11 protein-coding genes and 1 pseudogene are annotated in these 16,071 nt (G+C 63.1%); 8 read left to right on the forward strand and 4 right to left on the reverse strand.

The features are described from left to right. A partial coding sequence (locus Y707_RS0111570; protein ID WP_216699244.1) for an S-layer homology domain-containing protein occupies positions 1-2,661 on the forward strand: 2,661 nt, incomplete at its 5' end. Positions 2,662-2,800: 139 nt separating this feature from the next. Here the strand turns inward: Y707_RS0111570 and Y707_RS0111575 are convergent. Then, positions 2,801-4,285: a dihydrolipoyl dehydrogenase family protein gene (locus Y707_RS0111575; RefSeq protein ID WP_026535209.1), complete on the reverse strand. Its 1,485-nt coding sequence runs from the start codon at positions 4,283-4,285 to the stop codon at positions 2,801-2,803. 31 nt (positions 4,286-4,316) lie between these two features. Here Y707_RS0111575 and Y707_RS0111580 point away from each other — a divergent pair, with 31 nt between their 5' ends. Both Y707_RS0111580 and rraA read left to right on the forward strand, forming a co-directional pair. Then, entirely contained in the window at positions 4,317-4,976 is a 660-nt protein-coding gene (locus Y707_RS0111580; protein WP_026535210.1) for a class I SAM-dependent methyltransferase, read from the forward strand. 207 nt (positions 4,977-5,183) lie between these two features. After that, positions 5,184-5,651, forward strand: a complete 468-nt coding sequence (gene rraA / locus Y707_RS0111585) for a ribonuclease E activity regulator RraA (protein WP_026535211.1) — start codon at positions 5,184-5,186, stop codon at positions 5,649-5,651. Here rraA and Y707_RS25400 read toward each other — a convergent pair. Continuing rightward, a pseudogene (locus tag Y707_RS25400) lies at positions 5,615-6,552 on the reverse strand (NAD(P)-dependent oxidoreductase). The gene rraA and the pseudogene Y707_RS25400 sit on opposite strands and share 37 nt — an antisense overlap. 8 nt (positions 6,553-6,560) lie before the next feature. Then, a complete protein-coding gene (locus Y707_RS0111595) occupies positions 6,561-7,991 on the reverse strand; it encodes a four-carbon acid sugar kinase family protein (RefSeq protein ID WP_026535212.1) in 1,431 nt (476 codons plus the stop codon). A 478-nt stretch (positions 7,992-8,469) separates the two neighbouring features. Between Y707_RS0111595 and Y707_RS0111600 the strand changes: the two genes are divergently transcribed. After that, positions 8,470-9,918, forward strand: a complete 1,449-nt coding sequence (locus tag Y707_RS0111600; protein WP_162150214.1) for an HNH endonuclease signature motif containing protein — start codon at positions 8,470-8,472, stop codon at positions 9,916-9,918. Positions 9,919-10,007: 89 nt separating this feature from the next. On the opposite strand, the gene Y707_RS25405 is transcribed toward Y707_RS0111600, so the two are convergent. Continuing rightward, positions 10,008-11,369 (reverse strand): MFS transporter, encoded by a 1,362-nt coding sequence (locus Y707_RS25405; RefSeq protein ID WP_051441911.1) that lies wholly within the window; start codon positions 11,367-11,369, stop codon positions 10,008-10,010. 254 nt (positions 11,370-11,623) lie between these two features. Between Y707_RS25405 and Y707_RS0111610 the strand changes: the two genes are divergently transcribed. The 4 genes from Y707_RS0111610 to Y707_RS0111625 are packed head-to-tail and all read left to right on the forward strand — an operon-like array spanning position 11,624 to position 16,008. After that, a complete protein-coding gene (locus Y707_RS0111610) occupies positions 11,624-12,496 on the forward strand; it encodes a shikimate dehydrogenase (protein WP_026535214.1) in 873 nt (290 codons plus the stop codon). 23 nt (positions 12,497-12,519) lie between these two features. Beyond that, the gene (locus tag Y707_RS0111615) at positions 12,520-14,403 is read left to right on the forward strand and encodes a bifunctional sugar phosphate isomerase/epimerase/4-hydroxyphenylpyruvate dioxygenase family protein (RefSeq protein ID WP_026535215.1); all 1,884 of its coding nucleotides are present in this window, start codon (positions 12,520-12,522) and stop codon (positions 14,401-14,403) included. A gap of 7 nt (positions 14,404-14,410) precedes the next feature. Continuing rightward, positions 14,411-15,193, forward strand: a complete 783-nt coding sequence (locus tag Y707_RS0111620) for an IclR family transcriptional regulator domain-containing protein (protein ID WP_026535216.1) — start codon at positions 14,411-14,413, stop codon at positions 15,191-15,193. Positions 15,194-15,240: 47 nt separating this feature from the next. After that, positions 15,241-16,008, forward strand: a complete 768-nt coding sequence (locus tag Y707_RS0111625; RefSeq protein WP_026535217.1) for an SDR family NAD(P)-dependent oxidoreductase — start codon at positions 15,241-15,243, stop codon at positions 16,006-16,008. Positions 16,009-16,071: the final 63 nt, after the last annotated feature.

Here is a 16,071-nt window from a genome sequence, read left to right on the forward strand (position 1 = left end):
TTGCAACGACGGCGGGCGGTGGGAATTGCTGCAGCAGGAGCTGTACTGTTCCCGCTCTTCGGCGCAATACCAGCAGCAACATCGGCAACACCGGCTACCGGTGGCGCACTCGCACCTGCCGCACTCGCGGGCATGCTGCCTGCCGCACTGCCTGCAGCACCAACCGGAGTAGGTCCCGTCGATCCCGACAATGGGTACCCGTACTGGTATGGCGATGCCGGACTTCCCGCGACAACGACTACACCGGCCCTGGCGCCCGTACGTCTGGAACTTTGCCTTGTCACCGCTGAATGTGCCGCTGCCGTTCCGGAGGGTTACGACGAGAGCCAACCGCTGACCATTCCGGGAAACTTCCCGGAGGAAGCGTTCTGGTGGTCCGGTGAGGCTTCGATGACGCTGAATGGCGGAGCAGAGGCCAGGCTGGTCATGGCACAGGAGGCCGCTTTCGGTGGTGATGGATCGGTTGCGGCGGGACAGCAGAACGCGTTCTCGCGCATCCGTGTCCGCATCGATGACGCCGTTCCCGGCGGGGTCTACACTGTCACCCATCCCTACGGCAAACTTGAATTGACCGCTGACGATCGTGGCCGCGTCCGCTATACGGAAGACATCGGTTGCCTCCAGCAGCCATGCACCTGGGACGAGCCGACCGAGGGGAAGGTTGGGCCGTTCCTTCGCTGGTCCAACAATGAGGCACCGGAGGGGACCGTCGGTGATCCTAATACGCCGCACGCCGTCGTCGGCAGCCCGAACAATACGAACTACTTCCGGATTAAGGGCCCCAACTCAACCGGAGCCGAAGTCATCAACCGGACTAGGATGTTCAACGTCCAAGGCCAAATCGCCACGTTGAAGGCTGACGTCGACAAGCCGGGTGGGCTCTACAACCAAAGCCAGGTAGTGAAAATCCAAGCGACGTTCCCTGAAGCCAAGATTGTTTGGACCACGGGCGACACCGATCCAACTGTCGATCAGGACGGAAATATCACCAACGGTGAACTCTACAATCCAGCCGAAGGCGTGACTCTGGCATCACCGGGAACGCAGACGCTGAAGTTCATCGCCGTCGACAACGCAACAGGTGACGCCACAGAGGTTTACACCGAGGAATACGAACTGGACCCGAACAGCCCCTGGGTTGAGGCAACTCCTGCCGCAACGGCTCCTTTGGCTGGACCACAGACCGTGACGCTGACCGGCACAACGGCGAACGTCTACTACACGACGGACGGATCCGTCCCTCAGTACACCGCGGAGGGAGAGCCGACCGGTTCCACCCAGGAGTACACGGAGCCTCTGTTTATCGGCGCATCGACCATACTGCGGACCGTAGCAGTGGACGACGCAGGTAATGCCGGCGAGATTCGGACGCTTCCGTACAAGATCCACAACCTTCAGTCCATTGGCGCATTGGGCGAGCACGGCTTCCCCGCTACGTTGACGGATAACGGGTTTGGGGATCAGGCGCCGACGACCCTGGATCTGTGCCTGGACGACGTGCTGTGCCCGAATGTGGATGCACGGCCGAATCCGAACCAGCCGACGTCATGGCCGAACAACTGGCCGGCTGAAGCGTTCTGGTGGGCTGCCGATGCGGAAATGAACATCGGCGGCGAAGATGTCCGGCTGGTGCTGGCGTCCGAAGCGGCGTTCGCCGTCGACGAGGTCAAAGACGGCGACCAAATCGCTTTCGGCCGGATCCGGGTCCGCGGCGACGCGGTCTTCGAGCCGGGCGCTACCTTCCTGGTAACGCATCCATACGGAACAGTCCGACTCACGGCAGACGAAGCCGGCGACCTCAACTACACCGAGGACCTGGGCGCCATGAACGCCAACGGCAACTTCGATGCGCTGCTTGAAGCCAAGATCGGGCCCTTCCTCCGGTGGGATGCAGGCGCACCGGCCGGCTACCTGGGTGACGGCGCCACGCCGCACACCGTCGTCGGCAGTCCGTATGACACGAACGTCTTCAAGATCGAGCAGGTGACTGATGGCACCGGAGCTGCAATAACTCCGGTGGAACTCGGACAGACGGATCAGTTTGTCGTCCAGGGACGTGAAGAATTCTTCTCGGATGCCCGGGGTGCCATGTGGGAAGAGCAGATCCGTTGGGCTGTTGACAACGGCATCACCACAGGTTTCGCTGATGGAACGTTCCGTCCGCAAGCCAACACGAATAGGGATGCGATGGCTGCGTTCCTGTATCGTCTGGCCGGTGTGACCGGCTACACGCCACCGGAGGTGTCACCGTTTGTGGATTACGGCACGACGGAGAAGTTCTACACGGAGGTCGCTTGGCTGTACGAGCAGGGCATCACCACCGGTTATACAGACAACGCGTCGGACACGACGGTCGAGTACCGCCCGTTGGCGGAGATTACCCGCGAGGCGATGGCTGCTTTCCTCTACCGGTTCGCCAGCATGGAAGATGACACCATCGTAGGTCCGCCGGCTGATTATGCACCACCAACGGTCTCCCCGTTCGTGGATTACGGTCCGGACAACGCGTTCTACAAGGAAGTGGCCTGGCTGGCAGAGCAGGGGATCACAACTGGTTACAAAGATAATGCGGCGGACACCACCGCGGAGTTCCGGGCGTTTACGCCGATCAACCGCGACGCCTCCATGGTGTTCTTGTGGAGGCTGTCCGGCCAAGGCTAAAAGCCGGTTGACCCCTCCGCCATCAACGGCGGCAGAGCGGCCAACGCCAAGTAAGTCAAGAAGGTGTGGCCCGTGCGAACCAAATCGCACGGGCCACACCTTCTTGCTGTGTCCGCAGACCGGCAGCAATTCGCTGGGGCTACGAGTCGGTCTTCCGTCCCTGCCGCCGATCGAGTAGCCACCGTCGGGCGCGGACTAAAACCTTCAGAACGGTTTTGGCGGCCGGAGAGGCAAGCATCGACCGTGCATCGGCAATGGCTGCATTCCATACGCCGTCGTTATACGTGGGGTAAGGGTGCGTGACGCCCGCCAGTTCCCGGGTGGAAAGACCCTTTTCGACGGCGATTGTCAGCTCGGCCAGCGACTCGCCGGCCCGCGGCCCGACAATGGTGCCGCCCACGATCCGCCCGCCTTTGCCGATAATGAGCCGGGTCAGACCATCGGGAGTGCCTTCGGTAATCGCCCGGTCCAGCTCCCGGTGCTGGATGGTTGAGACACGGTACCGGCCTTGCCCGGCGCTGGTAATCCCGACGGCGGCAATTTCCGGAGCCGTATAGGTCACCCGGGGAACTACGGTGCTGACGCTGCGGCCGAGTCCGAGGATGGCGTTGAAGGCAGCAGCGCTGGCGGACACTCCGGCCAAGTGCGTGAACTGTGGATTGGCCGTCACGTCTCCGGCCGCCCAGATGGCCGGGTTGGAGCTGCGCATCTTCACATCCGCGATAACGTGGCCGGTATCGTCGCAGTCCACGCCAACGGTTTCCAGCCCAAGCCCTTCTGTTCTGGGCCTCCGCCCGGCGGCGATCAGGACGACGTCGCCATCGTGCTGTGAGCCGTCGGCCAATCCGGCACGGCTGACGCCATCGGTGGCCGAGAACCGCTCGACGGGGGAGTTCTCGAAGAACTGCACGCCGTCCGCCTCCATGCTTTGCCGGACGACGGCGGCGGCATCCCGGTCCTCCTTCGGCAGCATCTGGGAGCGGGCAAGAACCGTGACCTTCGATCCGAAGCGTGCAAAGGCCTGCGCCAGCTCGCAGGCAACAGGACCACCGCCGACCACGAGAAGGCGGGCCGGAGCTTCCTCAAGTTCCCAGATCGTTTCTGACGTGACGGTGGTTGCTTCAGCCAGACCGGGAATGGGCGGCGACGCGGGCTCCGCCCCGGAGGCTATCAACGCCTGCCGGAAAGCGATCGTTTCGCCGTCGATTTCCGCCACTCCGGGTGCGATGAATTTTGCGGATCCCTTGCGGACATTGACACCAGCCTTCTCCAACGCAGCCGGGGAATCGACCGGTTCAATGATGCTGATCGCGCTGCGGACGTGTTCGCGGGCGGCGGCGAAACCGGACTGGTGGTTCCGGTTCCGGGTCAGACCGGGCATATCGCCGGTCATCTCCTGCTCAGGAATACCGCCAATCAGTTCCTGCGCCAGTTTCGCTCGTTTGGCAGCGGCGAGGATGGCCTTGGAAGGAATACATCCGGTCCAGAGGCAATCGCCGCCGGTGCGGTCCCGCTCCACCAGAACAGTGCTCGCCCCAAGTGCCGCCGCCGTCGTAGCCCCGACAATGCCTGCCGTCCCACCGCCAATGACGAGCAGATCCACAATGCCCTTGTCCGATTTCATGCGGTGCTCCCTGTGCTAGATTCGACTTCCAATGCTTGAAAAGTACAGCACCTTCGCTCCCTTTTACGACCTGCTGTCCGGTGAGTACCCCGTCTACCGGGCGGGAAGAGTCGTCGGTATTGAAGCGCTGGGCCTGAGCGCGGGGGATCAAGTGCTCGACGTCGGCTGCGGCACCGGATTGAACTTTCCGCACCTCGAACAGCGCGTTGGAGCCGCGGGAACCATCGTCGGAATCGACAAGAGCGCGGATATGCTCCGCCAGGCGCGGCGCCGGGCCGACAAGCATGGCTGGACCAACGTCATTCTTCTCCAGGCCGACGCGGCCACGCCTGCTCCGGAAGAGATTGCCGCCCGGATCGAGGCGCAGGAAGGACGGCTCCGTTCGGACGCTGCCATCGCCACCTACGCATTGTCGCTGATACCGGACTGGCCTCAAGCGTGGAAGAACATGCAGACGCTGTGCCGGGACCGGGCGGCGCAGACCGTCGTCGATATGCAGGAGCCGGTCGGAACTGCCGCTGTCTTTACACCACTGGCCAGATTCGCCTGCTGGCTTGGCGGCGCCGACATTTCAGCGCACCCCTGGAGCGGTGTCGAGCAGGATTGTGCAGAAGTCACCGCGGCGTCTGCCCGTGGCGGCCACCTGCAAATCCGGACCGGCCGAACAAAGGCTGGGACACCGCCGTCGTAAAGGCGGCCGATTCCGGTCATCCCTGCACTCGCAAGCTGCGTACCGATTAGAAGGGGTTGAGCAACCGGGAAATTCCGGCCGACGTAACGCGGCGTCACAGTCGGGGTAGTTGTGCAGCACGGCGGAATGAGTGGGACGGCAAAGGCCTGCCAAGTATTGTGGAGAACATCCGATATCTGCGCCGAACGGCCGACCCCAGGGAGAAACATGTCAGTGGCAACAGCGGACCTCTACGATGAGCGTGGCGAGGATCTTCAGTCCGTGGCGATGCAATTCCAGTCTTTCGGAGGTGCCGCCGGTTTCAGCGGAAAAATCCGGACAGTCCACTGTTTCGAGGACAACGTCGTGCTCAAGTCAGTGCTGTCATCACCGGGTGAAGGCGCCGTACTGGTGATCGACGGCGGCGGCTCGCTGGACCGTGCCCTGATGGGCGACATGATCGCCGAACTGGCCGTAGAAAACGGTTGGGCCGGCGTCATCATCAACGGCGCAGTCCGGGACCGCAAAGCCCTCGCGCAGTTGCCGCTTGGCATCAAGGCGCTGGGCAGCAACCCACGCAAGAGCACGAAGGGCGGCGAAGGGGAGACCGATATCCCGGTGACGATCGACGGCGTCGCTTTCCGGCCCGGGGCAATGGTTTACGCCGACGAGGACGGCATCCTGGTCGAACGGTAGGGTGCAACGGCCTTGATGACGGCGGAATCGTCTGCCGCACCGAGACCGGCCGCCTGGCCCAACAGGTATAGCTGCTCGGCGGCGGAGGCAACCGGCGTCGGCAGGGCATAATCCCGGGCGGCTTTGCTGACGATGCCCATGTCTTTCACGAAGATGTCGAGCCGGCTGAGCACCTCGGCGCGGTCGTCGTCGTACGCCTGCAACATCCGCGGACCGCGGTTGGCGAGCATGAAAGAACCCGCGGCGCCGGCCTGCAGTGCCTCCAGTGTCCGCTCCTGATCGAGGCCCAGCGCCTCTGCCAATGCCAACGCTTCCGCTGCCGCCGCGATATGTACACCGCAGAGCAGCTGGTTCACGGTCTTCAGCGCCTGGCCATCGCCGGCTTTGTCGCCCACCACGCTCAGGGTGGAGGCGAGCAGATCCAGCACCGGCTGGGCTTTCCCGCGGGCGGTTTCGGTGGCGCCGACAACAATCAGCAGGTCGCCTTCGCCGGCGCGGAGCGGACCGCCCGAAAGTGGCGCATCCACAAGTTCCACCTGCTGCTCGCGGAGCCGCTCGGCGACCTCGGTGACGGCCGGCACGCCGACTGTGCTGGTGAGGATGACGACGGCGCCCGGCTTCAGCGCCGCTGCAATGCCGGCGTCACCGAAAAGGACGTCGTTGAGCTGCTCGCCATTGCGCACGGCCAGCACGACGGCGTCGGCCCCCTCGGCAGCTGCGGCACCGGAGGTGAATGTCTTGATTCCGGCGTCGGCGNTCCGGCGTCGGCGGCGAGCTCGAGCCGCGGCTGGGCGATGTCGAAACCGTGCACCGTCAACTGCGTGGCCAGGCGGGTGGCCATCGGCAGGCCCATTGCGCCCAGTCCGAGAACGGCGGCGGTGTAGGTGGAATTTTCAGACATGGCGGTCCTTAGCTGTTTTGGGACAGTGTTGCGGTGACGGCGACCAGGGAGCGGTCATCGCCCACATTCCCGGCGAAGACGATGTAGGGAATGCCCTTGGCCGGACCCTCGACCGGCTCCCAGAGCGAGACAATGCCGGGCAGCATCGGACCGCGGACCATGGCCCGGCGGATTTCCAGTCCCTTGGAAGCGACATCGGAGGACGTAATACCGCCCTTCGCGATGACAAAGCGCGGCGGGTTGGCGGCAAGCACGCCGCGGACGACGTCGACGACGGCGGCTGAGACCCGGCGGGCAATGTCCAGACTTTCGTCCCCATCTGCGGCGGTGACAAGCCGGCGGCTGGTGTGGATGACGACGTCGCCGCGCTCCAGCCCATCGGCAACCGCGGCGACAATGCTGTCCAGATGCGTGCCGCGTGAGTCTTCATCGATGACGGACGCGACATCGATCTCAGCGGTGTGCGCAACCGGGCGGGACTTTTGGAGTTCATCCAACTGCCGCGTGGTCAGGCCGACATGGGAACCGACCACGATCAGCCCACCGGCCCGTCCGCGGGCGGCGTCGTTTCTCCCGTAGACATCGTCCGCGGTGAGAGGCGGGTGCGGCTCCTGCCCAATGGCCGCACGGACAAAGGGCGGTCCGACCCGGTAGAGGAAGCTCTGCCCCGCGGCTTCAGCCTGCTGCAGGCCCAGTGCAAGCAGCCGCAGGTCGTCTTCGGTGACAGCATCGACGACGACGGGTGTTGCGTCCGCAGCCTTGGCCAGCTCTTCGGCGATCCGCCCCGCGCCGGCGCGGATGATGTCCAGGGTGACGGCGACGACGTCGGCGGCCTTGGTGCGCCCGCCCGACTTCTCCTCCACATAGTCCCGCAAATTGGAGTTGCGGTAGCCAAACGTCGCATCCTTGGCGAATTCCGTTTCGGCAACTGGCTGCAGGGCACCGCCGTCGCGCATGTAGTGGACGGAACCAATGGTGATCCGGCCGGCATCAGGGAAGGCAGGGACAATGACGACGCCGTCGGGAACCGGCCTCCCCGCCGCGGTCAGACTTTCGGTGAGTACATCCGTCTCCAGCGGATAGTATCCGCGAAGGGTGGAGTCACTGCGCGAGACGAAGGACAGCCGGATACCAAGTTGCTCCGCCGCAGCCAGTGCCCCTGCCACGACCTCGCGATTGCGGACTGCGGCGTCTTCCGGACTCAAGCTACGGGTGTTTGTCAGCACGTAAATTGCCGGACTGCCGGTGCCGAGCGCCCAGGTAAAGTCCGATTCTTCCCATGCAGTCAGGACTGGCAGATCGGCCACCGATTGCGTTCCGGTCGGATCATCATCGAGGACGATAAACACTCCACCGGCGGACGCCCCGGCCGCAACCTGCGAGGCGGGCGTAGCCACATCACCCGGATAGCCGGCCATCAAGATCTCAAAGTTTTCCATGGAACTCCTTCAGTCGCTGCACCGCAATCGAGCCTACTCTCGATCCGGCAATGTGACTCTCAAGATCCGGCTCGTCCACACACTTATGACTCAAGATCCGGCTCGGCCGCAAACTCTGAGGCTCAAGATCCGGCTAATCCACTCATCTGCTCTGTTTTTGTCGGTGGCGGATTCTAGGGTTGTTTTAGAAGGTTTTCGAAGGCCGCGGGTTGAAGGGAGTGTTGGCGTGGGCGTTCTTGTGAACAGCAGCAATGCCGGTGATCTTTTTGCCGCGCCGAGGCCCGCCCCGGGTACGGCCAGGGACAAGTATGGTGCACCCGAACTGCCCGACAGGCCAGGCGAATGGTCCGGCAACTTGTCCGGCGACAGGCCCGAAGACCGGTCCGCTGACAGACCCGGCCGTGGGCCCTGTACGAATGCGCCGCCAACGGTGACTGCTGCCGCGGCCGGAAGGATCCATGAGGGTATCTCGGAGCTTATGTGCGCAGACGCGACCGCGGTGTCGGCAGCCGACGCGTTGACGCTGGTTGAGGAACTTGGCCGGGAGAGGCGCCGGCTGGATGCGGCTTACCTCCGTGCGGTGGCCATCGCCGATCAGACCGACGCCGTAACCGCCCTCCGGGGAGGACCAGCGACGCTGCAGGGCTTTTTGAAGTCGACGGTCGGCGTCTCCCCGGGCCGGGCGAAGGCCGATCTTGCCGCGGCCCGGGCCGTGCACGGCGAACGGTCAAGGGAACTGACCCCCAACGCCCGCCTGGAAACGGGGGCGTTGAGGTCGATGGGGGATCTGCTGGCCGAAGGGCAGACGAGCCTGGCTCACCTGGATGTGGGCGTCAAAACGCTGGAGAACATTCCGGCCCGGCTGATCTCAGCGGAGAACGTGAACCGGATCGGCGGCTTCCTTGCCGAACAGTCCACCTCCACCACCCCGCATCAGATCCGCGGCCTGTCAGATCGGCTGATTCGGTCTCTGGAACCGGACCGGGATGATCACTACGACCCGGAATCGTTCAACCGGCGCTCCTTCACCATGGCCACCGATATCACCGGCATGGTGCACGGCTCCTACCAGCTGGACCCGGAAGCTGGTGCGGAACTGCGGGCGATCATGGACCCGCTGGCCGCACCGAAACCGGGCCAGAAGAACGAAGACGGCGACGTCGTCGCCCGGGACACCCGGACACCGGCCCAGCGCCGGGCTGACGCGTTCAGCGAACTCGTACGCGCCGGCAGCACCTACCTCGGACCGGCCACCCGCGCCATACCCGCCGAAGACGGGACCTCCCCGGGCAAATTCCGGCCCGTCCGCCGGCAGAACCGCATCACCATCCTGACCACCATGGATCAGATCAAAGCCATGCGTAATGACACGGGCCGCGGCGGCGGTGAATTCACGGCCGTCGACCCCACCGATTCGCACTGCGACCAAACCGGACCGGTCACGGCCGGGGCGTTGGCACGAATGTCCTGCGACGCCCTGTTCGAACGCGTCGTCCTCGACGCTAAAGGCGCCATCCTCGACCTGGGCCTGCCCGTCCGCTTGGCCTCTCCGGCCCAACGCCGGGCGCTAGCGGCCAGGGACCGCGGCTGCATCGCACCGGGCTGTGACAGACCCCCGTCATGGACAGAGGCCCACCACGTGCAGTGGTACTCCAGAGGCGGACCAACAGACGTGGCCAACATGTGCCTGGCCTGCCCCGCCGACCACTCCCGGATCCACTCCGGCCAACTCGAAGTCAAAATGATCGACGGGATCCCCTACGCCCGCCCGGCACCCGGCAAAGGCACCGGCGCCAGCATCCCCATCGGCAGCATCAGACACCCGGAACACACCGACTGGGTCCGCAACGGCTACTTCGACAAACTCAAAACCGCCGAAAACGCAGCCCGCGCCATCGTCATCAACACAAACCAGCTCGCAGCATAAACCATCCGCTAAGCCCTTCACCGGCTGGCGGGGTGAAACGACCCGTCAGCCGGAGAAGGTGAGCACATGAATGCCCCAACACTTGCCGGTCAGCCGCGTGAGGCGCCGGCCAACTCCTCCTGCGCCAACTCTTTCTTGCCTTGGTGGCCAAGTTCCGCCGTCGGTGTCCGGAAAGTCTCCTTGGCAGTCAAAGCAGCAACGGCGGCGATTACGCAGATGGCACCGTTGAACATGCTGATGATTACCCAGCCGCCTTCAGCAATACCGCCCATGGCTGCCACGATCGAAGGAGCGAAGCCCGCCATCAGGAAGCCCAGTTGGGTGCCGATTGCCAAACCGGAGAACCGGACGCGTGCGCTGAACATTTCGCCATAGAAGGAAGGCCAAACAGCATTGGCGGCAGCATAACCACAGGAGAAAACGACGACCGAAAGCAGGAACTGCAGGAGCGTGTTTCCGGACTCCAGGGACAGCAGGTACATCGGCATGAAAAGTGCGCTGGAGAGAGCACCATAGATGAAGACGGGTTTGCGGCCGAACCGGTCGGACAGCTTTCCGAACTGCGGCTGCGTGAACAGTGCGACGAAGTTCGCGGCAACCACCAGCCACAACGTGATGCTGGCGTCGACGTCACCCACGGCGACACCATATTTGATCGCCAATGTGCCAAACACGGTGCTGACAGCGGCGATGAAGGCACAGCAGACGACCCTCAGGACGTCGCGCCAATTGTGCTTGAACAGATCGCGAACGGGCAGTTTCGAAATCTCGTTGTTGGCTTTGGCCTTTTCAAAGGTGGGTGTTTCATGCAGCGACCGGCGGATGAAGAATGTCACGAGGACAACGAGCGCACTCAACCAGAATGGGATGCGCCAGCCGATCCCATACTTGATGTCGTCCGGCAGGGCCATCACCGGGATGAAGATCAGAGCGGCCAGGATCTGCCCACCCTGCGTGCCGGTCAGCGTCCAGGAAGTGAAGAAGGAGCGACGATCGTCAGGGGAGTGTTCAAGCGTCATCGAACTGGCACCGGCTTGTTCACCTGCGGCGGAGAGGCCCTGCATCAGCCGGCACAGCACCAGCAACGCCGGAGCCCACCATCCGATGACATCGAAGCTGGGCAGACAACCGATAAGGAAGGTCGAGGCTCCCATCATGATCAAGGTGAACATCAGTATCTTCTGACGTCCGATCCGGTCTCCGAAGTGGCCGAGTATCACCGCGCCGATTGGCCGCGCAATGTAGGCAAAGCCGAAAGTTGCGAGCGACATGACGCTTGCCTCAGCTCCGGCATTGGGAAAGAAGACGTGCGGAAAGATCAGCGCAGCAGCGGACCCGAATATGAAGAAGTCGTAATATTCGACGGCGCTGCCCATAAAGCTGGCCAGGGCGGCCTTCTTCGGTGTCTTCTGGTGCTCCGCGCCTGGTTGCGCGGCTGTCGATGCGGTCATGGCATCTCCTTTGGAAATTCCGGACGCCCGAAAGGCGTCCGTTACTAGCTGAAAGCGATAGGAGCGGGCAGATGGAACATTTTCCGGGTACCCGTGGTTCCTGTGCGATATACGTACAAGTGTGCATAAAATGAACAGTTCGAGTAATGTAGCTCATATCACAGGGGCATCGCAACATGACGATTACGCCACTGCGAAATAACGGGAAGATGGACGGCAATGTCCTTCAAGCACCGGCAGAGAGGAAGCAGAACGTGAGCGTGACCTCGGAATCCTACCTAGTAGGACTCATTGGGGAAGGAATCACCCAATCCCTGACTCCGCCCATGCACGAGCGTGAAGCGGACCAGCACGGTCTGCGGTACCTCTACCGTCCGATTGATCTCACCTCGACGGGCCGTCCGGCACATGACGTGGGCGAACTGCTGCGGCAAGGCCGGGACCTCGGATTTAACGCATTCAATATTACCCACCCCTGCAAGCAGCTGGCACTGGAACACCTGGATGACATTTCAGCTGACGCCCGCCGGCTCGGAGCGGTCAACACGGTCCTGATCCGGGACGGGAAAATGATCGGGCACAACACCGATTTCTCCGGCTTTGGAACGGCTCTGGCCGGCGGTCTTCCCGGCGCGGGCCAGGATTCAGTGGTGCAGCTGGGCACGGGCGGAGCGGGCGCCGCCGTCGCCTACGCCCTCCTCAAAGCCGGCACCCGCACCCTGACGTTGATGGATCTGGACGCCGACCGTGCCACGGAACGGGCCGAAACCCTCAGCCAATTCTTCCCGGAGCAGCAGGTACGCACGGTTGGAATGGCCGACCTGGCCGGTGTCCTCGACGGCGCGGATGGTCTTGTCAATGCCACGCCGGTGGGGATGCACTCGCATCCTGGCCTGCCGCTCGACGTCGAACTCCTGAAGCCGCGGCACTGGGTCGCCGACGTCGTCTACCGCCCGGTGGAAACCGAAATGATCGCTGCTGCGGCGGCCAAGGGATGCCGGGTGCTCGACGGCGGCCACATGGCTGTGGGCCAGGCCGCTGATGCGTTTGGATTGATCACCGGACTCACTCCGGACGCTTCCCGGATGCGCGCACACTTCCTCGAACTGCTGGCCCAGGGCCGCTAGCGAAGGGCAATCGAAAGGCCGATATGAGAACTTCAATTGCAACGGTGTGCCTCAGCGGCACGCTCGAAGAGAAGATGCACGCCTGCGCCCGCGCCGGGTTTGACGGCATCGAGATCTTTGAGCAGGACCTCGTGGTCTGCCCGAAGAGCCCGGCCGAGATCCGCGGTCTGGCATCCGAGCTTGGGCTGAGCCTGGACCTGTATCAACCCTTCCGCGATTTCGAAGGCGTGACCGACGAGGAACTCGACGCCAACCTTTACCGTGCCGAGGCCAAGTTCCAGTTGATGGACAGCCTTGGAATCGACACCATCCTCGTCTGCAGCAATGTCGGCACGGCAACAATTGACGACGACGACGTCGCCGCCTCCCAGCTGCGCAGGCTCGGCATTCTCGCGGCGAAATACGGCATAAAAATCGCATATGAGGCGCTGGCCTGGGGGAAGTACGTCAACGATTTCGAACATGCCGCCCGGATTGCCGCCCTGGCCGACTTAGCCAATGTGGGCACCTGCCTGGACAGCTTCCACATCCTCTCCCGCAATTGGGATCCGTCGGGCATCGAGGACATTCCGGCGGAGAAAATCTTCTTCGTCCAGCTCGCCGATGCGCCGACGTTGAGCATGGACGTGCTTTCCTGGAGCCGGCATCACCGCTTGTTTCCGGGTGAAGGGGACTTCGAGCTGGACAAGTTCATGGGGCACCTGGTCCGGTCTGGTTATGACGGACCGGTTTCCCTCGAGATCTTCAATGATGTCTTTCGGCAGAGCGATGAGGTCCGGACCGCCGTGGACGCGATGCGCTCGCTGATTCAGTTGGAGGAGCGCACCCATCTGCACCTGCAGGAAACCGGTGAGAGGGCGACCAGCTACCCCATGCAGTTGGCGACCCTCCCACAGGTTGACCAGCCTACGGGGTTCAACTTCACCGAGGTGAAGGCGGAAAACACCGATCATGTGCAGGAGTTGCTGCACCAGCTCGGTTTCACCTACACCGGCCGGCACCGCACCAAAGACGTTCAGCTATGGATGCAGGGCCAGGCCCGGCTGATCGTGAACGAGCAGCAGGCGAGGAATCAGGAGCCGACAATCGCGGCACTTGGGTTCGACGTCGCGGATCCGCAGGCAGCGGCGTCGCGCGCCGTCCAGCTGTTGGCCCGTCCGGTACCCCGGCGGACGCAGGCCAATGAAGAGGTCCTGCAGGCAGTGTCGGCACCGGACTCCACCGAAATATTCCTCTGCCAGGCAACTCCGGACGGCACTGCAGCTTGGACCGATGAGTTCAGCCGCACCACCGAAAACCCCGGGGCTCCGGCCGTATCCGCCGAACCGTCCGCGGAGCCGGAATTGATAACGCATGTCGACCACGTCAACCTGGCCCAGCCGTGGCAGCACTTTGACGAAGCTGTGTTGTTCTACGAAAGCACCTTGTCGTTGCACCGCCAACCGTCGATGGAAGTCCCCAGCCCGGTAGGCCTGGTCCGCAGCCAGGTCATGAGAACCACCGACGGCCGGATCCGGCTGGCACTGAACATTGCCCCGTTGGGGCTGGAACAAGCCGGCCCGGCGGCGGTTTCGGCCTACCCGCAGCACATTGCTTTCGGCTGTACGGATCTGATCGCCGTGGCACGCCGGGCTCTGTCGCGGGGCCTCAAATTCCTGCCGGTCCCTGCGAACTACTACGATGATCTGCAGGCCCGCTTCCGTCTGGATCCCAAGCTGCTGAAGGTTCTGCAGGACTACAACCTGCTGTATGACCGTGACGAGCATGGAGATTTCCTGCACTTCTACACCGCGACCGTAGGCAACGTCTTTTTCGAAGTTGTTGAACGCCGGAATGGGTACGAGGGGTACGGAGCTCCGAACACGCCAGTGCGGTTGGCCGCCCAATACCAGCGAACGGGAAAGTAGAGAGCAATTGGACCGGGAACAGCCTGCCCACTATGTAAAGTCAGCGGAGAAAACCTTGGCGGTGCTGCTGGCCTTCACGACCGAAGAGCCGCGGCAATCGGTCTCGCGCGTTGCCGCGGGTACGGACATGAGCCGGGCTGCAGCCAGACGCTTCCTGCTGACCCTGACTGATCTGGGCTACCTGCGCACCGACGGATCGTTTTTTGAACTGGCGCCACGCTGCCTGGACATTGGCGCTTCCTTCCTGGCGAACCTGACCCTTCCGCAAATTGCCGAACCCCATCTGAAGCAGCTGGCGACCGAGCTGAATGAGACGACGTCGTTATGCATTCTGGACGGCACGGACATTGTCTACGTCGCCCGCGTGGCCTCGCCGCGGCTGCTCAGCGTTTCCATCAATGTCGGCACCAGGTTTCCGGCCTGGGCCACGTCCATGGGACGCGTCCTCATTGCCGGCTTGTCGCAGGCCGGGCACGACGCCTACTTCGAGTCCGTCCAGCTTCAGCAGTTCACGCAGCGTTCCATCAGCAGTATCGATGATCTGCGTGCTGAGATTGACCGGACCGCTGCCCGGGGCTGGGCCATGGTGACGCAGGAACTCGAAGAAGGACTCCGCGGGATCGCAGTACCCGTACGGCGGGGGAGCGGTGTGATCGCCGCCGTCAATGTGTCCCTGCAGACCCACCGCGCGCCGGAAGAGGTCATCGAGCAGACAATCGTGCCTTTGCTCAAGGACGCTGCGCGGCAGATCGGCGAGGACTTCGGCGGCCGCCGCAACCAGCCGTTCTGAGGATCGGCCCATTTGCGTAGAACCCTGCGATCAAGCACTCTTCAACCATGACTGAAACTGTGTTGATCACCGGTGCGACCGCCGGACTGGGGGCTGAGTTCGCCCGCCAAATCGCGGTGAAGGGCTCCAATTTGGTCCTGGTAGCGCGAAATTCCGAGCGACTGAAGGAGAAAGCTGCGCAGCTGCGCGGGAAATATTCGGTCCAGGTGGAGACCCTGGCTGCGGACCTGCTGACCGACGACGGCGTTTCCCGCGTCGTTGCGCGGCTGAAACAGAGTGCGATGCCGGTAACCACGCTGATCAATAACGCCGGGTACGGCTTGACGAAGTCCTTTGCCGACAATGCAATCGAGACAGAACTGGATCACTTGAAAATCCATGTCGAGGTTCCACTCACGTTGTCGCACGCCGCGCTGCAGGGTATGCGGGAGCGAAGGAGCGGGCACATCATCAATGTCGCCAGCGTGGCCGGGTTCACACCGCGGGGCACTTATGGCGCGGCGAAGGCCGCAATTATCAGCTTCAGCCGCTGGGCAAACATTTGCTACGGGCGCGAAGGCGTCAATGTCATGGCGCTTTGCCCGGGCTTCGTGCATACGGAGTTCCATCAGTGGATGAATGTCGACAAGAAACTGGTGCCTTCCTGGATGTGGCTTCACGCCGATGACGTCGTCGCCGAAGCCCTCCGCGATGCCGCGCGCGGCAAGGCAGTATCAATACCGAGTGTGAAGTACAAAGTGTTGGTTGGATTGAGCCGGCTGCTGCCGCCCGCCTTGGTGGCCACCCTGGCCACCCTGGCCAAGCGCGGCAGGTAGCTCGGAAACTGGCGCAGCATGTCCTGACCCGTCACCCGTCCAGGGAGCCAGCGCCCAAATATC

Origin of the sequence: Arthrobacter sp. H14 (genome assembly GCF_000520495.1) — a bacterium.
Classification (GTDB): Bacteria; Actinomycetota; Actinomycetes; order Actinomycetales; family Micrococcaceae; genus Arthrobacter_C.